Source organism: Xenorhabdus szentirmaii DSM 16338, assembly GCF_002632585.1.
Taxonomy (GTDB): Bacteria; Pseudomonadota; Gammaproteobacteria; order Enterobacterales; family Enterobacteriaceae; genus Xenorhabdus; species Xenorhabdus szentirmaii.
In genome coordinates this window covers 1,274,352-1,299,413 of sequence record NZ_NIBV01000001.1, presented here as the reverse complement: position 1 = coordinate 1,299,413, position 25,062 = coordinate 1,274,352, and the positions used below count along the sequence as shown (strand labels likewise).

At 45.4% G+C, this 25,062-nt stretch carries 17 protein-coding genes; 4 read left to right on the top strand and 13 right to left on the bottom strand.

Going from position 1 to position 25,062, the window contains the following annotated elements; translation table 11 throughout:
* Positions 1-19: 19 nt before the first annotated feature.
* The gene (gene malQ / locus Xsze_RS05980) at positions 20-2,206 is read left to right on the top strand and encodes a 4-alpha-glucanotransferase (protein ID WP_038237902.1); all 2,187 of its coding nucleotides are present in this window, start codon (positions 20-22) and stop codon (positions 2,204-2,206) included.
* A gap of 401 nt (positions 2,207-2,607) precedes the next feature.
* Here the strand turns inward: malQ and malG are convergent, their stop codons facing one another.
* The 3 genes from malG to malE all read right to left on the bottom strand — a co-directional run bounded on the left by malG (position 2,608) and on the right by malE (position 6,385).
* Positions 2,608-3,498 carry a maltose ABC transporter permease MalG gene (gene malG / locus Xsze_RS05975; protein WP_038237904.1) on the bottom strand — a complete coding sequence of 297 codons (891 nt, stop codon included), beginning with the start codon at positions 3,496-3,498 and terminating at the stop codon, positions 2,608-2,610.
* Positions 3,499-3,510: 12 nt separating this feature from the next.
* The gene (gene malF / locus Xsze_RS05970; protein ID WP_038237906.1) at positions 3,511-5,076 is read right to left on the bottom strand and encodes a maltose ABC transporter permease MalF; all 1,566 of its coding nucleotides are present in this window, start codon (positions 5,074-5,076) and stop codon (positions 3,511-3,513) included.
* A gap of 109 nt (positions 5,077-5,185) precedes the next feature.
* Positions 5,186-6,385, bottom strand: coding sequence for a maltose/maltodextrin ABC transporter substrate-binding protein MalE (gene malE, locus Xsze_RS05965; RefSeq protein WP_038237951.1), 1,200 nt, complete (start codon positions 6,383-6,385; stop codon positions 5,186-5,188).
* A 518-nt stretch (positions 6,386-6,903) separates the two neighbouring features.
* On the opposite strand from malE, the gene malK reads away from it, so the two are divergent.
* The 3 genes from malK to malM are packed head-to-tail and all read left to right on the top strand — an operon-like array spanning position 6,904 to position 10,341.
* A complete protein-coding gene (malK, locus tag Xsze_RS05960; protein WP_038237908.1) occupies positions 6,904-8,013 on the top strand; it encodes a maltose/maltodextrin ABC transporter ATP-binding protein MalK in 1,110 nt (369 codons plus the stop codon).
* 34 nt (positions 8,014-8,047) lie between these two features.
* Complete coding sequence (locus Xsze_RS05955; protein ID WP_038237910.1) at positions 8,048-9,310, top strand: maltoporin; 1,263 nt, start codon at positions 8,048-8,050, stop codon at positions 9,308-9,310.
* Complete coding sequence (malM, locus tag Xsze_RS05950; RefSeq protein WP_038237912.1) at positions 9,310-10,341, top strand: maltose operon protein MalM; 1,032 nt, start codon at positions 9,310-9,312, stop codon at positions 10,339-10,341. Before Xsze_RS05955 ends, malM begins: the two co-directional genes overlap by 1 nt.
* Positions 10,342-10,455: 114 nt before the next feature.
* Here the strand turns inward: malM and Xsze_RS05945 are convergent, their stop codons facing one another.
* From Xsze_RS05945 to secE, 10 genes are all read right to left on the bottom strand, one after another.
* Positions 10,456-10,734: a hypothetical protein gene (locus tag Xsze_RS05945; protein WP_141557234.1), complete on the bottom strand. Its 279-nt coding sequence runs from the start codon at positions 10,732-10,734 to the stop codon at positions 10,456-10,458.
* 192 nt (positions 10,735-10,926) lie between these two features.
* Positions 10,927-12,222 carry a polysaccharide deacetylase family protein gene (locus Xsze_RS05940; RefSeq protein ID WP_038237916.1) on the bottom strand — a complete coding sequence of 432 codons (1,296 nt, stop codon included), beginning with the start codon at positions 12,220-12,222 and terminating at the stop codon, positions 10,927-10,929.
* Between the two features lie 90 nt (positions 12,223-12,312).
* Positions 12,313-16,539, bottom strand: a complete 4,227-nt coding sequence (rpoC, locus tag Xsze_RS05935) for a DNA-directed RNA polymerase subunit beta' (protein WP_038237918.1) — start codon at positions 16,537-16,539, stop codon at positions 12,313-12,315.
* 152 nt (positions 16,540-16,691) lie between these two features.
* Complete coding sequence (rpoB, locus tag Xsze_RS05930) at positions 16,692-20,720, bottom strand: DNA-directed RNA polymerase subunit beta (protein WP_038237920.1); 4,029 nt, start codon at positions 20,718-20,720, stop codon at positions 16,692-16,694.
* 407 nt (positions 20,721-21,127) lie between these two features.
* Positions 21,128-21,493, bottom strand: coding sequence for a 50S ribosomal protein L7/L12 (gene rplL, locus Xsze_RS05925; protein WP_038237923.1), 366 nt, complete (start codon positions 21,491-21,493; stop codon positions 21,128-21,130).
* Positions 21,494-21,556: 63 nt separating this feature from the next.
* The gene (rplJ, locus tag Xsze_RS05920) at positions 21,557-22,054 is read right to left on the bottom strand and encodes a 50S ribosomal protein L10 (RefSeq protein WP_038237926.1); all 498 of its coding nucleotides are present in this window, start codon (positions 22,052-22,054) and stop codon (positions 21,557-21,559) included.
* A gap of 346 nt (positions 22,055-22,400) precedes the next feature.
* Positions 22,401-23,105 carry a 50S ribosomal protein L1 gene (gene rplA / locus Xsze_RS05915; RefSeq protein ID WP_038237929.1) on the bottom strand — a complete coding sequence of 235 codons (705 nt, stop codon included), beginning with the start codon at positions 23,103-23,105 and terminating at the stop codon, positions 22,401-22,403.
* A gap of 3 nt (positions 23,106-23,108) precedes the next feature.
* Positions 23,109-23,537 (bottom strand): 50S ribosomal protein L11, encoded by a 429-nt coding sequence (gene rplK, locus Xsze_RS05910; RefSeq protein ID WP_038237931.1) that lies wholly within the window; start codon positions 23,535-23,537, stop codon positions 23,109-23,111.
* Between the two features lie 264 nt (positions 23,538-23,801).
* Positions 23,802-24,347: a transcription termination/antitermination protein NusG gene (gene nusG, locus Xsze_RS05905; protein WP_038237933.1), complete on the bottom strand. Its 546-nt coding sequence runs from the start codon at positions 24,345-24,347 to the stop codon at positions 23,802-23,804.
* Positions 24,348-24,350: 3 nt separating this feature from the next.
* Complete coding sequence (secE, locus tag Xsze_RS05900) at positions 24,351-24,734, bottom strand: preprotein translocase subunit SecE (RefSeq protein WP_038237935.1); 384 nt, start codon at positions 24,732-24,734, stop codon at positions 24,351-24,353.
* Positions 24,735-25,062 lie beyond the last annotated feature (328 nt).

The window sequence follows — 25,062 nt, the reverse complement described above, 5'->3', positions numbered from 1 at the left end:
AACGATAGAGGGATTGAGTATGGAAAACAAATGTCTTGATGATTTAGCTACTGAAGCTGGTATTGCCAGCGAATATATTAACGCCTATGGTAAACCACAGGTGATCCCGGCTGAAATCAGACATCAGATATTGGAAATCATGCATACTGAAATACCGGTCAACAGACCGGTTTCTCACACACTGGCATCCTCTGTACCCAACGTTAAAGTGATTATTCAAGGACAGGCAATAACATTGCCTCTTGATGATTCAGACAATTATCAATGGCAGTTACACACTGAACAAGGGGAAATCTTTCAGGGCCAATGCCAATACCAGCTCACGCTGCCTTCGCACCTCCCCTTGGGGTATCACACACTGACGCTAAGCCGTACAACATGTCGCCCAGCATGTTGTACAACAAGAGAAAACATCTCTGCTCAACAACAATCTATGCAACTCATTGTTGCTCCTGAACGTTGCTATGAACCAGAAATGTTAATAAATGGCGAAAAACTCTGGGGCGCTTGCATTCAGCTTTATACCCTGCGCTCAGAAAATAATTGGGGGATAGGTGATTTCGGTGATCTGAAATACATGCTGCAAGAACTGGCTCTGCGGGGCGGCGCGTTTGTTGGTTTGAATCCCCTGCATGCCATTTACCCTGCAATGCCGGAAAATGCCAGTCCTTATAGCCCATCTTCCCGCCACTGGCTTAATGTTATTTATATTGCAGTCAATCAAGTGGAAGATTTTAAGCACAGTGTGGCAGCACAAACATGGTGGCAGTTACCAGAGACACAACGAAAACTCCGGCAAGCCCGTGAAGCTGAATGGGTTGATTACACCACTGTAATGGCACTCAAAATAGTTGCATTACGTATGGCACATACACAGTTTCAGCTCCGCTCTGATAATGATCCCCAATACATTGCGTTCCAGCAGTTCGTGAACAATGGAGGTAAAAACCTTTACTCTCAGGCTGCCTACGACGCACTCCACAATGAGCTACATGGCGAAAATAACACTTATTGGGGCTGGCCTGTATGGCCGGAGGAATACCGTGCATTTGATAGTGATGCAGTTAAAGAGTTTTGCCTCTCACATCCACAGGACATCGATTTTTTCCTGTGGTTGCAATGGTTGGCGGATATTCAACTCGCCGAATGTTTCACTGTCAGTCAAACCAACCCTATGCCAATTGGTATTTACCGTGACCTCGCTGTCGGTGTAGCACAAGGAGGGTCAGAAACATGGTGTAACCGACACATTTATTGCACCAAAGCATCGGTAGGAGCCCCCCCTGATATTCTTGGGCCTTTGGGGCAGAATTGGGGGCTTCCGCCAATAAATCCCCATGAATTAAAAGCTCAAGCCTATCAGCCTTTCATTGAATTACTGCGCAGCAATATGCGCCATTGCGGAGCATTGCGCATTGATCATGTCATGTCTCTACTCAGGCTTTGGTGGATACCACAGGGCAAAACTGCGGATAAAGGTGTCTATGTCCACTATCCGGTTGATGATTTACTGGCAATACTGGCATTGGAAAGTCAACGCAATCAGTGTTTGGTCATTGGCGAAGATTTAGGAATTGTACCGGCGGAAATTGTCGATAAATTACGGACCCGGGGTGTTTATTCCTACAAGGTATTTTATTTTGAACGCAATGAGCGAAGCGAATATCGTTCCCCAACTGAATACCCCATACAAGCTATGGCAACTATTACTACTCATGATTTGCCTACGTTACGCGGTTTCTGGCAAAACAGGGACCTGGCATTAGGTGAATCCATCGGCTTGTATCCTGATAAAACGCTGCTGAGGGAATTATATGCTGAGCGAGAACGCTGTCGACAAGCCTTAACCGCTAGTTTAATCCGCCATAATTATTTAAGTTCGGAAATAAGCCTGACCGAGGATACTCAGCTTTTATTGCCGCAAATAACACAACAGGCAGCCGTGCCAGATCAATCTGAATTAACCATGCCATCCTCTGTGAATCACGCAGTTCACCGCTATATAGCCCATAGCAACTGTGCCTTATTAGGATTACAACCTGAAGACTGGCTTGATATGCTACAACCTGTCAATATTCCAGGGACAACCGAGGAATATCCCAATTGGCGACGTAAACTCACCATGACTTTGGAGGTGATGTTTGCGGATAACCATATCAACGAACTGCTACAAACTGTAAGCGAATACCGGAAACAAAGTTTATAGCTGATCGTATCTAATCCACAGAACCGGCTCCCTGAATTCTCCCCGTTCACATTGACGAGCGGGGGTCTTATGACGTGCAGGATAAAATCACTCACAATAAAAAATATTGTGAGTGATTTTCTTTACGACTAGCTTTGCTGGTCTTCCCTCATACAGTCGTCCATATTCCATATATAGCCAACCCTATAATTCATATAATCGAAGCCAAACTTCACTCCCAGCATGTCAGTCTAAGATTTGCCCCAATAGAATAATGATGGTTTTTGTAAACTTCGTCGCGGCACTGTAATAGGGATATTGTAGTGACGACATAGTAGTGACGACATAGTAATAGCAATCTTGTAGTCACGATATTGTAACAGTGTGCCGGGATATCTTGCCGCAACGAAGTTCGCCAATCATTATCCTTTCACTCCCCCTGATGTTAACCCCCCAACTAACCAACGTTGGGCCAGTAAGAAAACGACAGTGATGGGAATGGCTGAAAGCACAGCCGCTGCGGCAAAATCCCCCCAAAGATAATTTTGCGGATGAAGGTATTGCTGCATTCCAACAGCCAGCGTGTAATTATCTACGTCCCGCAGCAGCAAAGAAGCAATCGGTACTTCGGTAATCACACCAATAAAAGATAGGATAAATACAACAGCCAGTATTGGCACAGAAAGCGGCAACAATATCAGACGGAAAACTTGCCACGGTGTTGCTCCATCCAGCATGGCGGCTTCTTCCAGCGAGCGATCTATCGTTTCAAAATAACCTTTGATAGTCCATACATGCAGGGCGATCCCTCCCAAATAGGCAAAAACCACTCCACCGTGGGTATTAAGGCCAAGGAAAGGAATGTATTCTCCAAGCCGATCAAATAAGGCATATAATGCCACCAATGAAAGTACCGCTGGAAACATCTGAAAAATCAGCATGCTTTTAAGCAAAATACTTTTTCCGCGAAAACGCATACGGGCAAAAGCATAGGCACAGGTTGTTGATAGCACGACGATCCCCGTGGCCGTTATCAGTGCGATTTTTACGGAATTCCATAACCACAACAACACAGGGAACGGTGGTACGGTGATCCGCCCATCCGGGGATTCGATGCTGTAACCCAATGCCAACTTCCAGTGTTCCCACGAAATAGTATCCGGAATTAAACTACCAGTAGCAAAGTTTCCCGGCCGTAAAGAAATGGCAACCACCATTAGCATCGGAAACAGAATCAAGGCAATAAAACTCAGAATCAAAGCATGCGTTGCCCATACTCGCCACCGCTGCGATTTGGATTGCACCATCGCCATATCCTTATCTCCTCAGTCAAATTTAATGCGGGTCGTTTTCAGGTTAATGATGGCTAATGCTCCCACGAGCAAGAAAATCAGCGTCGCAATGGCCGCAGCCAATCCAAAATCCTGCCCACCTCCTCCTTCAAAAGCGATGCGGTAGGTATAACTGACCAACAGATCGGTATAACCCGCCGGAGTTGTCGTACCAATGTAGTCAGGCCGTCCAGCAGTGAGTAATTGAATTAAAACGAAGTTATTGAAGTTAAAAGCAAAGCTGGCAATCATCAACGGAGTTAATGGCTTAATCAGCAATGGAAAGGTAATTTTAATAAAGTTCTGCCATGGCCCAGCACCATCAATTGCCGATGCCTCATAAAGATCATCCGGGATTGCTTTTAACAACCCCATACAAAGGATCATCATATAAGGATAACCCAGCCATGTATTCACGATAATCAGCATGGTGCGCGCTAATGTGGGGTCTGTAAACCACTCTGGCTTCAGGCCAAACAGCCCATTAAGCACTAAATTAATTTCACCAAAACTCTGGTTAAACAAGCCCTTAAAAATCAGAATGGAGATAAATGCAGGAACTGCGTAAGGTAGAATTAACAGCATCCGGTAAATGGCTCTTCCTTTAATGGCTTCCCACTGCACAATACAAGCAAGCACCATACCTAATACAACGGTCAAGATCACTGTCAACAGCGAAAACACCACCGTCCAGACAAAAATCGACAAAAAGGGTTTTTGAATCCCCTCATCTTGTATCACCCGCAAAAAGTTTTTCCAGCCAATGGAAACGGTAAAACCCGGGCTTAATGTTTCCTTAGTCCATTCCCCTGCGGCATTAATGGATTGATAGAACCCTATCTCCATATTCGGTCGGTAGTGTATTCCGGTTTGTTCATTCGTCAGCGTGACCCCATCTTCCCCGAGTGAATAAAGAGGATGTATAGCCGAAAACTGCCGCAGAGAGCTCATTCTCAATTTACTGCCATCGGGAAGCATTGCCACCAATTGGCCTAGCGCCTGTCTGTGTTGGGTAATAGTACGTAATGTCGCAGCATCACTTTCAATATTTTCGTTCTGCACCTGCAAAGGCAGAATAATGTCTTCTTTAACAGCCTGTTCAGGAAAAGCAAAAGGTTCTGAAACCAATAGTTGATCACTCTCGGTAGTATTCAACACCAACATCCATTTTTCAGAAACAGGATAAAGCTTGAAATTAACAGGCTGCCCTGCCTGATATTGCCGGCTCATTAACACGGTTTGGGCTCGTTCAAACGTTAACTGATTAGTATTGCTATAGTTCGTAAAAGCAATGGCAATAGTACAAATCAACGGAAACAGTATAAATAACCCTATCCCGGCCATTCCCGGATAGGTATAGCGCCAAACATAGGCATTTCGGTTGGCAAAAACATAAATACCGCTTCCCAGTAATACCAGCGTCAACATAGCAAACAGGTATTCTCCCTGTGCATACATCAACACAACCAGATAACCGGTAAAAAGCAGGCATAAACCTACAGCAAACCATTTCAGGGCAGGATGTTGCCACCATGCGGTTTTTTCTAATGTCGCGGACATCTTGTACTTCCTGTTATGATTTCTCGTGATGAAATTCCCGTGATTCAATTTTCGTACTTCAATTCCCGTACTATTGAGGCTTCTTTAAATTCAGAAGCCTGTCATTCAATTATTTCGTCATCCTCGTTTCAGCATCATTAAGAGCGGCATCTACCGTCTGACGACCACTGATAGTATTGAGAACAGCACTGCGCATGGCATACCAGAAACTGCTCATTTGAGATATATTTGGCATAATTTCTCCTTTCTGAGCGTTCTCCATCGTGGCAGCAATACGAGGATCTTTTGCCAGTATCTCTTGGTAGGATTTCAATGCCACCGCTCCCAATGGCTTGTCTTTATCCATCATGGCCAGACCGTCATTAGTCAGCAGATAGTTTTCCAGAAACTCCTTCGCCAATTCTTTATTGGGACTGGCAGCATTAATGCCCGCAGTTAAGATACCGACAAAAGGCTTGGAGGGTTTTCCTTTGAAGGTGGGCAATGATGTAACCGCATAGTTAATGTTGCTTTTATCGATATTTGCCCATGCCCACGGGCCGTTGATTGTCATTGCTGTTTTACCTTTATTAAAAGCCGCTTCAGCAATGGAGTAATCAATGTCTGCACTAAGGTGTTTATTTTTGACTAAATCGACCAAAAACTGCATCCCGGCTTTGGAACCCACATTATTAACTCCGCTGTCTTTAACGTTATAAGTCCCATTTTCTGCCTTAAAGGCATAACCGCCGTCAGCTGCAATCAACGGCCAAGTAAAATACGGCTCCTGCAAATTGAACATGATCGCGTTTTTATTTTGCTTTTTCAGTTCATTATCCAACGCCGGAATTTCCTCCCATGTCTTTGGAGGAGATTTAATCAGATCTTTATTGTAGATAAGGGAAAGAGCTTCAACTGCAACGGGATAGCCCATTAATTTCCCATCATAGCTCACCGCCTCCCACGTAAAGGGGAACAACTTATCAATGAAAGCGTTATCGGGTGTGATTTCAGCAACCAGCCCTGATTGGGCATAACCACCAAAACGATCATGTGCCCAGAAAATAATATCCGGCCCATCTCCGGTCGCCGCGATTTGGGTATATTTCTCTTCCAGTTTATCTGGATGCTCAACAACTACAGGAATGCCCGTTTCTTTTGCAAATTTCTCACCAACCTGAGCAAGCCCGTTGTAACCTTTATCCCCATTGATCCAAATCACCAGCTTACCTTCCTCCAGCTTTGCAAAAGCGGGGGCAGATAATATTCCTGCCGTTAAAACGGAAAGCATCAAGGTACAGCTACCTATTTTCAAAAATTTTTTTGTCATCATTCCGCCCTTTTTATCATTTGTCAGTCCAGGATGCGTTTCTTCACGACCAATTTCTTCGCCATCAATTTTTCCACTATCAACTTCTTCACTATCAATTTTTTTCACTATCAATTTTTTCACTACATCAGCTCAATAATAAGAAATAAGCTAAATAGCGAGAAATAGTTCCCAGTGTGCAATCAACATGAAAAAGACTCATCATCCCCCGTTCTACGCCTCAGCTAAAATGAATGTGAACTAGTTTACAAAAATAATTAAAATCATAGCGTTAACTTCAATATGACATCTTTTTTTGTGACTTAATTCACATCTTATCTGACCATTTATCCCTCCTTTCCCTAACCGCTTTAATCTCGTCATCCTAATTCCTCCCCCATAAAAAACTCTGGGATGGAGGATTTTTATACCTGTTGTTTTGTACACAATCCTGCCATCAGTTTTTCACACAGCTTCTCATTGCAATGAATTAGGGAGCGAACAGAAAGCTGAGGCGACAAATCCGAGGGAGGGAATAAATGTCCAGTGTCACATTCCGCAATATATCTAAATCATACGGTGAAACCGTCATCTCCAAAGATCTTAATCTTGATATTCAGGAAGGAGAGTTCGTCGTATTCGTTGGCCCGTCAGGATGCGGGAAATCAACGCTATTGAGGATGATTGCGGGATTGGAAGACATTACTTCTGGTGAGTTACTGATGGCAGGAAAACGCATGAATGAAGTTCCGCCAGCAAAACGCAGTGTTGGAATGGTTTTTCAATCTTATGCACTGTATCCCCACCTTTCTGTTGCAGACAATATGTCATTCGGCATGAAGCTGGCAGGCGTAAAAAAAAGTGATACCCAAAAGCGAGTGAAGCAGGTTGCAGAAACACTCCAGCTTGCTCATTTACTGGAACGGCGTCCCAAAGCATTATCCGGTGGTCAACGCCAACGTGTCGCAATTGGCCGGACTCTCGTTGCCGAACCCAATATTTTTCTGCTGGATGAGCCTCTTTCCAATCTGGATGCAGCACTTAGGGTACAGATGCGAATCGAAATTTCACGTCTGCACAAGCGGCTTCAACGCACAATGATCTATGTGACCCATGATCAAACCGAAGCCATGACATTGGCAGATAAAATTGTTGTGCTTGATGCCGGCAATATTGCTCAAGTCGGTAAGCCATTGGAGATTTATCACTATCCCGCCAACCGTTTTGTTGCAGGTTTCATTGGCTCACCAAAAATGAATTTCCTGCCTGTCAAAGTATCCGCAACCGCTGTCGACCAAGTACAAATTATCTTACCCAATGGGCAACGTGTCTGGTTACCTGTTGAAAGCAAAGGCGTCGCTGTTGGCAGCAATGTTTCTTTAGGGATCCGTCCTGAGCACCTTTTGCCTAATGACGTAGCGGATGTTACGTTAGAGGGGACAGTACAGATAGTGGAACAGCTGGGGAATGAAACCCAGATTCACATCCGCATACCTGCCATTCATCAAAACTTGGTTTATCGCCAACCTGATATTGTTCTCGTGGAAGAAGGCGCTAATTTCACTATTGGATTAGCGCCCCACCGTTGTCACCTTTTCCGCGAAGACGGAACCTCATGTCAGCGTCTACACAAAGAGCCCGGAGTCTAAATCTGTGGCCATCGAAAATAACAGGAGAATCACTATGCGTATATTGTCTCTCTCATTGGCCATGATAACTGGCCTGTTATCCATGCAAGCAGTTGCCGTCGACTTTCACGGCTATGCCCGTTCAGGCATCGGCTGGACAGGAAGCGGCGGTGAGCAAAAATGTGCTCAGGCGACAGGTGCTCAAAGCAAGTATCGCCTTGGTAACGAATGTGAAACCTATGCGGAACTCAAACTGGGACAAGAATTATGGAAGGATGGCAACAAACGTTTCTACTTTGATACAAATTTGGCCTATGCCGTATCCCAGCAAAAAGACTGGGAAGATACCAAACCCGGTGTTCGCGAAGTCAACGTAACAGCAGACAATATTATTGATTGGTTACCCGGCTCAAAAATGTGGGCGGGTAAACGTTTCTATCAGCGGCACGATGTACACATGATCGATTTCTATTACTGGGATATTTCCGGCCCCGGTGCAGGGTTGGAAAATATCGATCTTGGATTTGGTAAATTATCCCTTGCTGTAACCCGCAATACCGAGGAAGGCGGTGCGTTCGGTTGGATTGCGGGCGATCGGAAAGAAGTCCCGACCCCGACCTCCAATGATGTTTTCGACATACGGTTAGCTAACTTGCCTGTCAATGCAGGGGGAACGCTGGAGTTCGGTCTTGATTATGGCCGCGCTAATGCACGAAAAGGGTATCAGCTTGATAAAAAAGCATCCAAAGACGGAATCATGCTGACGACCGAACATACCCAAAGCATGTTGGGTGGCTTTAACAAATTTGTTTTACAGTATGCAACTGATGCAATGGCTTCCAGTAATAATGGGCGTGCCGAAGGGGCCAGTGTTAATAATGACGGGCATATGCTGCGTGTTCTGAATCACGGTGCCATCAGCCTGACAAATAAATGGGATCTCATGTACGTCGCCATGTATCAGAATATTGACCGTGATAATAACAACGGCAGCACATGGTATACTGTGGGTATCCGTCCAATGTATAAATGGACACCGATAATGAGTACATTGTTGGAGGTGGGTTATGACAATGTGAAATCTCAACTCACCAAGGAAACCAATAATCAGTACAAAATTACCCTAGCCCAACAATGGCAAGCCGGAGATAGCATCTGGTCACGTCCTGCAATTCGCTTATTTACCACTTACGCAAAATGGGATGAAAAGTGGGGCTATGAAAACGGCGTAGCTTACCGTGATACACCTGCACACCAATTCAGTCGTGGCAATAGTGATGACTTTATATTTGGTGCCCAATTTGAGGCTTGGTGGTAATGAAAATAAAATTGCTTTCACTCTGTCTCAGCGCTCTGCTGTGCAATATGCTTCCTGCTGTAAGTTATGCCACATCAGAGAATTTATTGCCTGACACAATACCGTCTGTAGTATCCAATGATGTAGTACCCAAGGACATAGCACCCAAAGACATAGCACCCAATGCTGTGGCACCTGATTTATCTCAATCAGCCTTGCAAACATTACAATGGCAACCTATTAATACTCACGCTACTCAAACTGTTGTCCTCAATAGTACGTCACAAAAACTCAATAACGGGGATATTCATGGAGCGGTTGCTGCATTTACCCTGCCAGCGAACCAAGGTTCATTGGAAATTACGCTGAATAGTATGATCAAGGATAAACAAGTCTATGCGCCGAATGTTTTGGTGCTGGATGAACAACTCCGTCCTGCTGCTTTTTACCCTAGTCACTACTTTCGTTATCAGCAGCCGGGGATCATGTCCACTGACAGGATTGAAGGAGTCTTAAAATTAACTCCTGCCTTAGGACAGCAAAAGATTTATTTACTGGTTTATACTACTGATGCCGATTTACAAGCCTCGACGAAAATGGTTAACCCAGCCAAAGCTTATGCTCAAGGCGTAGGTAACGCCGTTCCAAATATCCCGGACCCAATCGCCCGCCATACAGAAACAGGAACATTAACCTTAAAAGTAAAATCCGAACGTGATGCAGGGAATGTTCTGATTGGCCAGATATTTTCTACACCAGCACAATCGTCTGCCACAGTACAGCAACCAGTCACTGTCGGTTCTACGATCGACTCTAGACCAGCAGCATCAATATTACCGACAAAAACTACCCCAAAGACTCCCCCTCAACCAACCACAGTGGCTAAAAAACCTGTATTAAACGATACCGAGCAGTACTTCAATGACGCAATCAAAAAAGCCATTCGCAATGGTGATATTGATAAGGCATTGAAATTGTTGGATGAAGCTGAGCACCTTGGTTCACCGACGGCAAGAGAGACTTTTATCAAGATGATAAAAAATAAAGGATAATAATCATCCATATCAAGTGTTCGGTAAAATTTCATATTTCTTTTAAGAGCCTAAAGGAATAGGCTCTTAATATAACCCAACAATATTTTATTACATTAAATTCCAACTCTAAGCTCACTTGAAGTAATTCATAATTCCTTTTTTATTAAGATAATCTTTTATCTTTTTTCGATATTTATAGAACAAACAACCTAATATTACTAAAAATATTATACTTAATATAATTTTAGGTAATGTTGCAGAAAGCAAAAAAAAGAAAATAACCATTAAAAACAAAGAAACAACGATATTACTCACTATCTTCTTAAATATCCACACTAAAAATTCAATAGTGTATTTTATGAGTTTATACAATACCTCAAGTATCTCAAGTATCATACCAAGCGCTTCCATTAATATCTCCATCAACATCATCCTATAAAGATTTATTTTTTATTAAATCCGTTTAACCATATCAAAAAATTCCTTTTAAAAAAATTCACATCCCTTTAATTATTTAGATGAGTTTTAATTTTAGCTCTATATTTAGAGTAAAAATAAAAACATTACTATCAATAAAAGATTAAAAACGAATTATTTTACATCCTATATATGATTATCAATCGATTGCAAAGGCATTAGATCTGGCTTATTAGCGATTAATCTCGCCATTTTTTCAATCGGATCTGTCCGTAAAATATATAATCGCTTCAACGAGAAAGGATTATCTCCCAGCTTTACTTTTCCCTGTTTCGTAGTAACAGCCAAGTGAAACCCGGATTTTTTCGCGGCTTTCATTGATTTTGGGTTATACCCACCAAAAGGATAAGAAAGATAAAAAACATGGGGATTAAGTTCTGTCAGAGAACGTCTGGACCGCTTGAAATCATACAAAATGGTATGATACGTTCGATTGAATAATATAGGTTGCTTATTCTTTCCCAGCCGATGCAGAAAGTGAGTGTGCGATTGGAAATCAAATGAATTCTGCATAGAATACAATTCAGAAAGGCTCAAAAATTGCAGACTGTTCGGATCCCATTTCTGTGGATGACGTTTAATCCGGGATGAAATAATAAACAATGTTGCTTTCAGGCCATTCTCTTTCAAAGTAGGATAGGCATAGCGATAGACGGATTTTAGCCCATCATCAAAGGTCAAACCAACCACTTTAGCCGGTAAGTTGATACTGCCATTGAGATAGCCTTCCAATTCATATAATGAAATTGTGGTGTAGCCCGTTTGTTTCAGGTATCTCATCTGATTGCGAAAAGCAGTCAGAGAGGTTGTTGTTGAGGTATGGAGAAAACGCTTATTCTCTTTGTCCTGAAGGATATGGTGATAGGTTAACAAAGGTATTCCATTATCCAATTCAACATCTTGACCATGAATATAACCTAACCGCTCACCTATATTAATTTCATACCAAGTTTGGTGTAAGTGATTTTGTAGTTTATCCAACATCGGATAACGGAGATTTCCCGCCAAAATGGCAATAGGTTTGCTGCCTATGTCAGGTGTGCTATAGACTTTAATCGCCTTAAATATCATCAAATTTTGGGTGATTTTTTTATGAAGTGTATTAAAAGGGTCTTCAGAAAATGCAGATTGTTTAATGCCCCTTAAATTCTCTTTTTCGATATAGCCCGTTCCATTACCGAAGTGAAATTCATAATAAGCACTTTTTTCATCTTCTTCTTTAGCAATCTTTAATGTCTGCCCTTTCTTTACGATCCCTACTTCAGTGACATGCTCGCCAATCCAAGAATAGATTTCACTATCTCGGAGCACTTCCATATTGCGATAGTTTGCAAAATCCTGATGCAGTGCTAATACCGGATAGGAAAAACAGATCAAAAATGATAAGAAGAATATGGAAATAACATAAATGAACCATCTCATTTTCATTTTCCATCTAATAAAAAATGCCCTCTACCAAGAGAGGGCATTTCGCGATTAACCATACTGGTTCAGTATGCTATACATCAGGTATTACTCGTTACCGCTACTGTTACCAAAACCTGCATTCAGTAATTCAGCAAGGTTTGCAGTTGCTTCGTCAACGCTAACTTGTGGTGCTTCAACCACTTCGTTTTCGTGACGACGACGGATACGATCCTGATGGTAGGCATAACCTGTACCCGCAGGGATCAAGCGACCAACAATAACGTTCTCTTTCAGGCCACGCAGTTCATCACGTTTACCTGCAACAGCAGCTTCAGTCAGTACGCGGGTTGTTTCCTGGAACGACGCCGCAGAAATGAAGGACTCTGTTGCCAGTGATGCTTTGGTGATACCCAGCAAGTCACGGTGGAAAGTCGCTGGTACTTTGCCATCCAGCTCCAGTTTACGGTTTGCAACTTTAACGCGCGCGTATTCAACCTGCTCACCTTCAAGGAATTCAGAGCTGCCTGCATTTGCGATAGTCGCTTTACGCAACATCTGACGTACGATAACTTCAATGTGTTTATCGTTAATCTTAACGCCTTGCAGACGGTAAACTTCCTGCACTTCGTTGGTGATGTAACGAGCAACCGCATGAACACCACGCAGACGCAGAATGTCATGTGGAGATTCTGGGCCATCGGAGATCACGTCACCGCGTTCAACAACCTCACCTTCGAATACGTTGAGCTGACGCCATTTAGGGATCATCTCTTCGTAAGCATCGCTGCCATCCAGTGGGCTGATTACCAGACGACGTTTACCTTTGGTTTCTTTACCGAAGGAAACAATACCGCTGATTTCTGCCAGAATTGCAGGCTCTTTCGGACGACGCGCTTCGAACAGATCCGCAACGCGTGGCAGACCACCGGTAATATCCTTAGTACCGCCAGATTCCTGAGGAATACGTGCCAGCGTATCACCCGCAGAGATAGAGATGCCATCTTCCAGCTGAACAATCGCTTTACCCGGCAGGAAGTACTGAGCAGACATATCTGTACCCGGGATCAGAACATCGTTGCCTTGAGCATCGACGATTTTCAGTGCTGGACGCAGGTCTTTACCACTACCGGTACGCTCTGCACTATCCAGAACAACCAGTGAAGACAGGCCGGTCAATTCGTCCGTCTGACGGGTAATGGTCTGGCCATCTACCATGTCATAGAACTGGATGATACCGGAAACCTCACTCACGACTGGCATGGTATGTGGGTCCCAGTTCGCAACGGTTTCGCCGCCGGTTACCTTCTCTCCATCACCTTTTGCCAATACCGAGCCGTAAGGCACTTTATAGCTTTCTTTAGTACGGCCGAAATCGTCAATCAGGCGCAATTCGGTATTACGGGAAGTAATAACCAGTTTGCCCGCTGAGTTTGTAACGAATTTCGCGTTGGACAGTTTCAACTGACCTTTGTTACGTACCTGAATGCTGGATTCTGCTGCCGCACGAGATGCCGCACCACCGATGTGGAACGTACGCATCGTCAGCTGTGTACCCGGCTCACCGATTGACTGTGCCGCGATAACACCAACAGCTTCACCTTTGTTGATGATATGACCACGAGCAAGGTCACGACCATAACACTTAGCACAAACACCGAAGTCAGTTTCACAACTTACTACGGAACGTACTTTGACGCTGTCAACGGAGTTTTCTTCTAACAGGTCACACCATTTTTCATTCAGCAGAGTATTACGCTCTACCAGAATGTCAGCAGTACCCGGTTTCAGAACATCTTCAGCCGTTACACGGCCCAGTACGCGCTCACGCAGTGGTTCTTTAACATCACCACCTTCGATAACCGGAGTCATCAGGATACCGTCATGAGTGCCACAGTCATCTTCAGTCACAACCAAGTCTTGGGCAACGTCAACCAGACGACGAGTCAGGTAACCGGAGTTCGCCGTTTTCAATGCGGTATCCGCAAGACCTTTACGAGCACCGTGGGTTGAGATGAAGTACTGGAGTACGTTCAGACCTTCACGGAAGTTCGCGGTGATTGGGGTTTCGATGATCGAACCATCTGGAGTCGCCATCAGACCACGCATACCCGCCAACTGACGGATCTGAGCAGCAGAACCACGAGCACCGGAGTCCGCCATCATAAAGATGTTGTTGAAAGAAACCTGTTGTTCTTCTTCACCGTTACGGTTAACAACCGTTTCAGTAGACAGGTTTTCCATCATCGCCTTAGCAACACGTTCGTTTGCCGCGGCCCAGATATCGATAACTTTGTTATAGCGTTCGCCAGCAGTTACCAGACCTGACTGGAACTGTTCCTGAATTTCGGCCACTTCCGCTTCCGCTTCCGCGATGATGCCTTCTTTCTTCTCAGGAATGACCATGTCGTCGATACCTACGGATACCCCTGAACGGGCAGCGTAAGCAAAACCGGTATACATGGTCTGGTCAGCCAGGATAACTGTTGGTTTCAGGCCCAGTACGCGATAACAGGTATTCAGCATTCTGGAGATTGCTTTTTTACCCAACGCCTGGTTAATCAGTGAATATGGCAGACCTTTCGGTACGATCATCCACAGGATGGCACGGCCTACAGTGGTATCAACCAGACCTGTATTGACAGTGACATTGCCTTCGCCATCTCTCACTTCTTCAGTGATACGAACTTTAACGCGAGCGTGCAGAGAAGCCAGACCTGCGCGGTAAACACGCTCTGCTTCTTTAGGCCCGCTCAGAACCATGCCTTCGCCTTTCGCGTTAACACAGTCACGGGTCATGTAGTACAGACCCAATACAACGTCCTGAGATGGAACGATGATAGGCTCACCGCTCGCTGGAGACAGGATGTTGTTGGTAGACATCATCAGCGCACGTGCTTCCAGCTGGGCTTCCAGTGTCAGCGGTACGTGAACAGCCATCTGGTCACCATCGAAGTCGGCGTTATATGCCGCACACACCAATGGGTGCAACTGAATCGCTTTACCTTCGATCAGAACAGGTTCAAATGCCTGAATACCCAAGCGGTGAAGGGTCGGTGCACGGTTCAGCAGAACCGGGTGCTCACGGATCACTTCATCCAGGATATCCCACACAACCGCTTCTTCACGCTCAACCATTTTCTTGGCTGCTTTGATGGTCGTCGCCAGACCACGCAATTCCAGCTTGCCGTAAATAAATGGTTTGAACAGCTCCAGCGCCATCTTCTTAGGAAGACCACACTGATGCAGACGCAGGTATGGACCTACGGTGATTACAGAACGGCCGGAGTAGTCAACACGTTTACCCAACAGGTTCTGACGGAAACGACCTTGTTTACCCTTGATCATGTCGGCCAGGGATTTCAGAGGACGTTTGTTGGAACCAGTAATGGCACGACCGCGGCGGCCGTTATCCAGCAACGCATCAACCGCTTCCTGCAACATACGTTTTTCGTTACGTACGATGATGTCTGGCGCAGCCAGATCCAGCAGGCGTTTCAGACGGTTGTTACGGTTAATAACACGGCGATACAGATCATTCAGGTCTGAAGTCGCGAAACGACCACCATCCAGTGGAACCAATGGACGCAGATCCGGTGGCAGAACTGGCAGAACGGTCAGAACCATCCACTCTGGTTTGTTACCAGACTGAATGAAAGCTTCCAGCAGTTTGATGCGCTTGGTCAGCTTTTTGCGTTTGGTTTCAGAGTTGGTTTCATTCAGCTCTTCACGCAAGGTTTCGCATTCGTTTTCCAGATCCATGTTTTTCAGCAAAGCCTGGATTGCTTCTGCACCCATTTTTGCGTCAAACTCATCACCGAACTCTTCCAATGCATCCAGATACTGTTCTTCAGTCAGGATTTGGCTACGCTCAAGGCTGGTCATGCCGCCTTCGATAACCACATAAGATTCAAAGTACAGTACGCGCTCAATGTCGCGCAAAGGCATATCCAGCAGCAAACCGATGCGGGATGGCAGAGATTTCAGGAACCAGATGTGAGCGGTAGGAGATGCCAGCTCGATGTGACCCATGCGTTCACGACGCACTTTGGTCTGGGTTACTTCAACGCCACACTTCTCACAAATCACACCACGGTGTTTCAAACGCTTGTATTTACCACACAAGCATTCGTAATCTTTTACTGGCCCGAAAATACGTGCACAGAAAAGGCCGTCACGCTCAGGCTTGAACGTACGGTAGTTAATAGTTTCCGGCTTTTTTACTTCCCCGAATGACCACGAACGGATCATATCTGGAGAGGCCAGAGCAATTTTGATCGCATCAAACTCTTCGGTCTTAGTTTGCGCTTTCAGAAACTTTAATAAGTCTTTCACGAAATGGCTCCTGTCGGAGTTAGACCTGTCAGGTGAATGGCCCATGCCACTCACCTTCTGTAACCAGTATAACCACTGGGATCAGTGTAACCACTGGCTGGTAAACCGCCCGGCACATTTATTATGCCGGACGATACCAGCGGGAAAACGATTTATTCGTCTTCCAGCTCGATGTTGATACCCAACGAACGGATCTCTTTCAGCAATACGTTGAAAGATTCCGGCATACCGGGTTCCATCTGGTGGTTACCATCCACGATGTTTTTATACATCTTGGTACGACCGTTCACATCGTCGGATTTAACGGTGAGCATTTCTTGCAGGGTGTACGCAGCACCGTATGCTTCCAATGCCCACACTTCCATCTCACCGAAGCGCTGGCCACCGAACTGTGCCTTACCACCCAGCGGCTGCTGAGTAACCAGGCTGTAAGAACCGGTAGAACGGGCGTGCATCTTGTCATCAACCAAGTGGTTCAATTTCAGCATGTACATGTAACCAACAGTTACCTGACGCTCAAATTGTTCACCAGTACGGCCGTCGAACAGGGTGATCTGACCGGAAGTCGGCAAGCCACCCAGTTTCAGCAGCTCTTTGATTTCAGTCTCTTTTGCACCGTCAAAGACTGGTGTTGCAATTGGCATACCTTTTCTCAGGTTTTCAGCCAAACGCATCACTTCATCGTCGGAGAAGGTGTTCAGGTCAACTTTCTGACGAGTATCGTCACCCAGATCATACGCTTTCTGGATAAATTCACGCAGTTTGGCAACTTCTTGCTGCTGTTTCAGCATCGCATTGATCTTGTCACCAATGCCTTTCGCCGCCATGCCCAAGTGAGTTTCCAGGATCTGACCGATGTTCATACGTGATGGTACGCCCAGCGGGTTCAGTACGATGTCAACCGCTGTACCGTTTTCATCGTAAGGCATGTCTTCAATCGGGTTGATCTTGGAGATAACACCCTTGTTACCGTGACGACCTGCCATCTTGTCACCAGGCTGGATCTGACGTTTCACTGCCAGATACACTTTGACAATTTTCAGTACGCCCGGAGCCAGATCGTCGCCTTGTGTAATCTTACGGCGTTTGGCATCCAGTTTTTTCTCGAACTCTGCTTTCAGTTCGTCATACTGCTCTGCCAACTGTTCCAGCTGATTTTGTTTTTCTTCATCAGCCAGGCCCAGTTCCAACCAACGCTCACGAGGCAGTTTGTTGAGTTTTTCTGCTTCAACACCACCGGCAACCAGCACGGAATGGATACGGGCAAACAGGCCGGCTTCGAAAATTTGCAGTTCTTCCGTCAGGTCTTTTTTCGCCTCACGCAACTGCATTTCTTCAATTTCCAACGCACGCTTGTCTTTCTCTACGCCATCGCGGGTAAAGACCTGTACGTCGATAACAGTACCGGATACACCGTTTGGTACGCGCAGTGAGGAGTCTTTAACATCAGACGCTTTCTCACCAAAGATAGCACGCAACAGTTTTTCTTCTGGTGTCAGCTGAGTCTCACCTTTTGGTGTTACTTTACCAACCAGAATGTCGCCGCCTTTCACTTCCGCACCGATATAAACGATACCGGATTCATCCAGTTTAGACAGCGCAGCTTCACCCACGTTAGGGATGTCGGCAGTAATTTCTTCAGGCCCCAGTTTGGTGTCACGGGACACACAAGCCAGTTCTTGAATGTGAATAGTTGTGAAACGGTCTTCCTGAACAACACGTTCAGATACGAGAATGGAGTCCTCGAAGTTATAACCATTCCATGGCATGAACGCCACGCGCATGTTCTGGCCCAGAGCCAGTTCACCCAAGTCAGTGGACGGACCGTCAGCCAACACGTCACCACGTTCAACCATTTCACCCAGAGAAACACATGGCATCTGGTTGATACAGGTATTTTGGTTAGAACGGGTATATTTGGTCAGGTTATAGATATCGATGCCCGCTTCACCCGCGTACATTTCATCTTCGTTAACCTTGATGACGATACGGGATGCGTCAACGTACTGAACCAAACCACCGCGTTTAGCAACAGAAGTTACACCGGAGTCAACCGCTACCGCACGTTCCATACCTGTTCCGACCAGCGGCTTATCAGCACGCAGAGTTGGAACAGCCTGACGTTGCATGTTCGCACCCATCAATGCACGGTTGGCGTCATCGTGTTCAAGGAATGGGATCAGGGAAGCACCGACGGACACGATCTGTTGTGTCGAAACGTCCATGTACTGAACCTGATCACGGTTGAACAAGCTGGATTCATCGTAATGGCGGCAAGTAACTAATTCTTCAACGAAGTGGCCTTCTTCATCCAATACGGTGTTTGCCTGTGCAATAACGTAGTTACCTTCTTCGATCGCAGACAGGTAATGGATTTCATCAGTTACTACGCCATCACGAACTAAACGGTAAGGGGTTTCAAGGAAACCATACTCATTGGTACGTGCATAAACGGACAATGAGTTAATCAGACCGATGTTTGGACCTTCAGGAGTTTCGATTGGACATACACGGCCATAGTGAGTCGGATGTACGTCTCGAACTTCAAAGCCTGCACGCTCACGAGTTAGACCGCCTGGACCCAACGCAGAAATACGGCGTTTATGGGTAATTTCAGACAGTGGGTTGTTCTGATCCATGAACTGAGAAAGCTGGCTGGAACCAAAGAACTCTTTCACCGCCGCCGAAATTGGCTTGGCGTTGATCATGTCCTGTGGCATCAGAGTATCCAGATCGCCCAGAGACAGACGCTCTTTCACTGCACGTTCTACGCGAACCAGACCAACACGGAACTGGTTTTCAGCCATTTCACCAACGGAACGGATACGACGGTTGCCCAAGTGGTCGATATCATCGACTTCACCCTTACCGTTACGGATATCAATGAGCTTTTTCATCACATCAATGATGTCTTCTTTGCTCAGGATACCGGAACCTTCAATCTCGTTGCGATCCAGTGAACGGTTGAACTTCATGCGGCCTACCGCAGACAGATCATAACGATCTTCAGAGAAGAACAGGTTCTCAAACAGGTTCTCTGCGGCTTCACGTGTTGGTGGCTCACCAGGACGCATCATGCGATAGATTTCAACCAGTGCGCTCAGGCGATCATTGGTTGGGTCAATGCGCAATGTTTCGGAGATGTATGCACCATGGTCCAGATCATTGGTAAACAGCGTCTCGATAGATTTGTGGCCAGACTGACTCAGACGTGCCAACAGATCCAAAGAGAGTTCCATGTTAGCAGCACAGATGATTTCGCCTGTGTGCTGATCAATGTAATCTCTTGCAACAACTTTACCCGCGATGTATTCAACAGGAACCTCAATGCGGTCTACCTGATCTTTTTCTAACTGGCGGATATGGCGAGCAGTGATGCGGCGGCCTTTTTCAACATAAAGCTTACCGTTGGCTTCAATATCAAATGAAGCAGTCTCACCACGCAGACGTTCTGGAACCAGAGTCATCTGCAATTTGTTGTCACGAATTTCGAAAACAGTTTTATTGAAGAACAGGTTCAGGATGTCTTCGCTGGTGTAATTCATCGCACGCAAAATAATCGAAGCCGGTAATTTACGACGGCGGTCGATACGCACAAACAGATTATCTTTTGGATCAAACTCGAAATCCAGCCATGAACCACGGTAAGGAATGATACGTGCATTATACAGTACCTTACCGGATGAATGGGTTTTACCCTTATCGCTGTCAAAGAAAACGCCTGGGCTACGATGTAACTGAGATACGATAACACGCTCAGTACCGTTGATAACGAAAGTCCCGTTATCAGTCATGAGTGGAATTTCACCCATGTAGACTTCTTGTTCTTTGATATCTTTGACTGTGCCTTCTGGCGCTTCGCGCTCATAGATTACCAGACGCAATTTAACGCGCAGCGGTGCGGAATAAGTCACACCACGGATCTGACACTCTTTAACATCAAAGACAGGCTCACCAAGACGGTAGCTTACATATTGCAGCTCGGAATTGCCGCTGTAGCTCTGAATTGGGAACACAGAACGGAAGGCCGCTTCCAGTCCATTCTGGCCTTCAGGATCTTGCTCGATAAACTTCTGGAACGAGTCAAGTTGAATAGAAAGAAGGTATGGAACATCCAAAACTTGTGGACGTTTACCAAAATCCTTACGAATACGTTTTTTCTCGGTATAGGAGTAAACCATAGGGTTCCTCAGCTCGCTGATAAGTGACCCACTCTGTCCGCCCTTAAGGACAGCACTCGGCAACACTATTTTTTCGAACAGAAAATAGAATATTTTCCGTAATACTCATTACTATTACTCTTAAATCATTTCATTGCGTTACATGACTACCGAGCTACCCGAGTGGATCGTAGCTGAGAACGCAGTATATTAAGTCGTCAATAGGAAGAAGTATTCTGGGCTAATTAGCAGCTAAACAGTGTGAAATGCTACTAATCCCCGATTCAATGCCCATAAGATAATGTTGTTAAAGCAAGGTGTTCGATGCCACCTTAACAAACAATACCCTTACAGCGCAAAAAGGCTGGCGATTAAATAATCGCCAGCCGCCAGCCTTAAAAAATCAGGCTGCGAACTTCAAACTGATCTTACTTGATCTCAACAGAAGCACCTGCTTCTTCCAGAGATTTTTTCAGAGCTTCAGCGTCGTCTTTGCTGATGCCTTCTTTCAGTGCTGCTGGTGCGCTTTCAACCAGGTCTTTAGCTTCTTTCAGACCCAGGCCAGTTGCGCCACGTACTGCTTTGATTACAGCAACTTTGTTAGCGCCAACGCCAGTCAGGATTACGTCGAATTCAGTTTTTTCTTCAACTGCTTCAGCAGCACCACCAACTACAGCTACAGCTGCAGCAGCAGAAACGCCGAATTTCTCTTCCATCATGCTGATCAGTTCAACAACGTCCATTACAGACATTTCTGCAACTGCGTCCAGAATTTGTTCTTTAGTGATAGACATAACAAGTGTTCCTAAAATTCAGAAAAAGTTTATACGTTAAAAAGCAACGAAGGAAATAGGCTATTAAGCTGCTTCTTTCTGATCGCGTAGTGCAGCCAGAGTGCGAACCAGTTTGCCAGCAGAGGCTTCTTTCATGGTTGCCATCAGGCGTGCGATTGCTTCATCGTAAGTTGGGAGTGTTGCCAGACGATCGATGTTTGATCCTGGGATAAACTCACCTTCAAAGGCTGCCGCTTTAATCTCGAATGCTGGGTTCGCTTTAGCGAACTCTTTGAACAGGCGAGCAGCTGCGCCCGGATGTTCAGAAGAGAAAGCAATCAAGGTTGGACCAACAAACGCTTCTTTCAGGCACTCATACTCAGTACCTTCAACAGCACGACGCAGCAGGGTGTTACGTACAACGCGTACGCTAACGCCAGCTTCACGACATGCTTTGCGCAGTTCAGTCATTTTATCTACGGTAACGCCACGAGAATCCGCAACAACCGCAGACAGCGCGCCTTTGGCTACTTCGCTGACTTCAGCAACAATCGCTTGTTTGTCTTGAAGATTTAGTGCCATTAGCTTCTTGCTCCTGGATTAACCGGGAAAACCCGGAACTCACTTCACTCAAAGCACAGGATGTGCCTGAGCGCTAAAACACGGTGAGCAGAATCCAGAAAATAAATTTCATTTGGCTCTCTCACCGTCTACGCAGGAAATTAAGTAAGTAATTTATTTCTACGTACTTACGCCTGCGGTCTTGGACGGGGCTTGGATAAGGCCAAGCTCCAACCGAAAATTCTTTATTTGCTGATGCTGCCTTATTTTTCTAAGGCTGTATGTCACTAAACATACTATCAGGCAAATTTGAAGCGTCAGATTTTAGACAAATCTGACGCTCAGGTAAAGCTTTATTCAGCTTAAATTATGAAGCTGATGCGTTCAGACCAGACTGGTCGATCGCAACACCTGCACCCATGGTAGTAGACAGGCTAACTTTCTTAACGTAAACGCCTTTAGCAGAAGATGGTTTAGCTTTTTTCAGCGCAACCAGCAGAGCTTCCAGGTTTTCTTTCAGTTTGTCAGCGTCGAAGTCAACTTTACCGATAGTGGTGTGGATGATACCGTTCTTGTCGTTACGGTAACGAACCTGACCCGCTTTAGCGTTCTGTACCGCTTCAGCAACGTTAGGAGTTACAGTACCCACTTTCGGGTTTGGCATCAGACCACGTGGACCCAGGATTTGACCCAGTTGGCCAACAACGCGCATTGCATCTGGAGATGCGATAACTACGTCGAAATTCATCTCACCTTTTTTGATCTGTTCAGCCAGATCTTCCATACCTACCAGTTCTGCGCCAGCAGCTTTAGCCGCTTCAGCGTTTGCACCCTGGGTAAATACAGCAACACGTACTGAACGACCAGTACCGTGTGGCAGAACAGTTGCACCACGGACGTTTTGGTCAGATTTACGGGCATCGATGCCAAGATTAACAGCTACGTCAATGCTTTCTACGAACTTAGCAGTAGCCAGTTCTTTCAGCAGAGCAACGGCTTCATTGATGTCATACTGTTTAGTTGCATCAACTTTTTCACGGATAGTGCGCATGCGCTTGGTCAGTTTAGCCATTGATTAACCCTCCACTACCAGGCCCATGGAACGAGCAGTACCTTCGATTGAACGCATCATCGCGTCAACGTCAGCACCAGTCATGTCCGCAGCTTTAGTTTCAGCAATCTCACGGATCTGAGCGCTGGTCACTTTACCAACTTTGTCTTTGTTCGGCTTACCAGAACCAGACTTAACGCCAGCTGCTTTTTTCAGCAGAACTGCCGCAGGTGGAGTTTTGGTCACGAAAGTGAAAGAACGGTCTGCATAAACAGTGATAACAACTGGAATTGGCAGGCCTTTCTCAATGCTTTCAGTTTTAGCATTGAACGCTTTACAGAATTCCATGATGTTCACACCTTGCTGACCCAGAGCTGGACCAACTGGTGGGCTTGGGTTAGCCATGCCAGCTGCAACTTGCAGCTTAACGTAGGCTTGTACTTTCTTAGCCATCTAAATTTCCTCTATATGGGTATTATCGCCTCAACGATGAGGCTCCCCTAACGATTGGGACCCCGTCTAAAAGACCAGGCCACTTAAAACATTATTCTGCTTTTGTTTGCTTAAGGCATTTACAAGACATCAATTCTGAAACGCAATCTAAATAAACCAGAAGCGCCCTAAAATAATGCCTGATAAAAAACAAAAGGCGCGAAATTGTATGCTAATTCCACACCTTTTGCAAGCAAAACCGCTTACTTAAACATCAACATCAGATCAAGCTTTTTCTACCTGACTGAAATCCAGCTCAACAGGTGTAGGACGACCAAAGATAGAAACCGACACAATCAGGCGGCTCTTCTCATAATCAACTTCTTCTACCACACCATTGAAGTCTGCAAACGGCCCTTCGTTGACCCGAACCATCTCGCCCGGTTCAAACAGTGTTTTCGGCCGTGGTTTATCACCAACCTGCTGAAGACGATTCATAATCGCATCAACTTCTTTATCACTGATTGGTGCTGGGCGATCAGATGTACCGCCGATAAAACCCATTACGCGAGGTACATTACGAACCAGATGCCAAGTTGCATCGTTCATTACCATCTGTACCAAAACATAACCTGGGAAGAATTTTCGCTCGCTTTTACGACGCTGCCCACTGCGGATTTCAACCACTTCTTCTGTCGGCACCATTACTTCGCCGAAAGAATCTTCCATCTCTTGCAATTTGATATGTTCACGCAGAGATTGTGCGACGCGACTTTCAAACCCAGAAAATGCCTGTATGACATACCAACGCTTTTTTGGGGATTCAGACATTCTTTAAAACCTCAGGCCTGTAATAAATGAAACTAAACGCACTAGAATACCATCAAGTCCCCATAAGATGAGAGACATGACTGCCGTCACTGCTGCAACAATCAGCGTTGTATGCAGCGCTTCCTGACGAGTCGGCCAAATGACTTTACGCATTTCAGTGCGGGCTTCACGGGCAAATGCTAACGCAGCTTTACCTTTTGCAGTCCACAATGCAACTGCTCCTGCAAGGGCAACAATAGCAACAACGGCTATCGCGCGCAGAGGCAGGTTATATTCCCGGTAATAGTAATTACCCACAATAGCAGCCACTAGCAACACTGCTACCAATAGCCATTTTGCTATATCAAGACTACGCCCGCTTTCTTGAGCATCGCTATTCGCACTCATAAACCAACCTGTAACTCTATGTAAGTAACTATGATGTAAATAGATAGCCAGATTGCCTCGCAAGAGCAAAACAAATCAGACCGAACCCAAAAATGATTGTAATTGTATCTGACTCGGCGCCATAATTCAGCAGGACTTTTATATCCAAGTGATACCAAAAGCCCATCCGTTGTATCAGAGCCTATCTCACCAATAATTAAGAATAACCATCTAACGGCAGTTTGTCTGCATTGAGCAACAACTCATAAATAAACAGCTATTAACTCATAAACAACTATTGATGAGATAGGTTCTTATTAAGGTAATTGTTTTTAAGCAATATCCTAAG

What these genes read in the sequence shown, in the direction of transcription:
- malQ (WP_038237902.1), top strand. Translation starts at nt 20, where the DNA reads ATGGAAAACAAATGTCTTGATGATTTAGCTACTGAAGCTGGTATTGCC.
- malG (WP_038237904.1), bottom strand. Translation starts at nt 3,498, where the DNA reads ATGGCGATGGTGCAATCCAAATCGCAGCGGTGGCGAGTATGGGCAACG.
- malF (WP_038237906.1), bottom strand. Translation starts at nt 5,076, where the DNA reads ATGTCCGCGACATTAGAAAAAACCGCATGGTGGCAACATCCTGCCCTG.
- malE (WP_038237951.1), bottom strand. Translation starts at nt 6,385, where the DNA reads ATGACAAAAAAATTTTTGAAAATAGGTAGCTGTACCTTGATGCTTTCC.
- malK (WP_038237908.1), top strand. Translation starts at nt 6,904, where the DNA reads ATGTCCAGTGTCACATTCCGCAATATATCTAAATCATACGGTGAAACC.
- Xsze_RS05955 (WP_038237910.1), top strand. Translation starts at nt 8,048, where the DNA reads ATGCGTATATTGTCTCTCTCATTGGCCATGATAACTGGCCTGTTATCC.
- malM (WP_038237912.1), top strand. Translation starts at nt 9,310, where the DNA reads ATGAAAATAAAATTGCTTTCACTCTGTCTCAGCGCTCTGCTGTGCAAT.
- Xsze_RS05945 (WP_141557234.1), bottom strand. Translation starts at nt 10,734, where the DNA reads ATGGAAGCGCTTGGTATGATACTTGAGATACTTGAGGTATTGTATAAA.
- Xsze_RS05940 (WP_038237916.1), bottom strand. Translation starts at nt 12,222, where the DNA reads ATGAGATGGTTCATTTATGTTATTTCCATATTCTTCTTATCATTTTTG.
- rpoB (WP_038237920.1), bottom strand. Translation starts at nt 20,720, where the DNA reads ATGGTTTACTCCTATACCGAGAAAAAACGTATTCGTAAGGATTTTGGT.
- rplL (WP_038237923.1), bottom strand. Translation starts at nt 21,493, where the DNA reads ATGTCTATCACTAAAGAACAAATTCTGGACGCAGTTGCAGAAATGTCT.
- rplJ (WP_038237926.1), bottom strand. Translation starts at nt 22,054, where the DNA reads ATGGCACTAAATCTTCAAGACAAACAAGCGATTGTTGCTGAAGTCAGC.
- rplA (WP_038237929.1), bottom strand. Translation starts at nt 23,105, where the DNA reads ATGGCTAAACTGACCAAGCGCATGCGCACTATCCGTGAAAAAGTTGAT.
- rplK (WP_038237931.1), bottom strand. Translation starts at nt 23,537, where the DNA reads ATGGCTAAGAAAGTACAAGCCTACGTTAAGCTGCAAGTTGCAGCTGGC.
- nusG (WP_038237933.1), bottom strand. Translation starts at nt 24,347, where the DNA reads ATGTCTGAATCCCCAAAAAAGCGTTGGTATGTCATACAGGCATTTTCT.
- secE (WP_038237935.1), bottom strand. Translation starts at nt 24,734, where the DNA reads ATGAGTGCGAATAGCGATGCTCAAGAAAGCGGGCGTAGTCTTGATATA.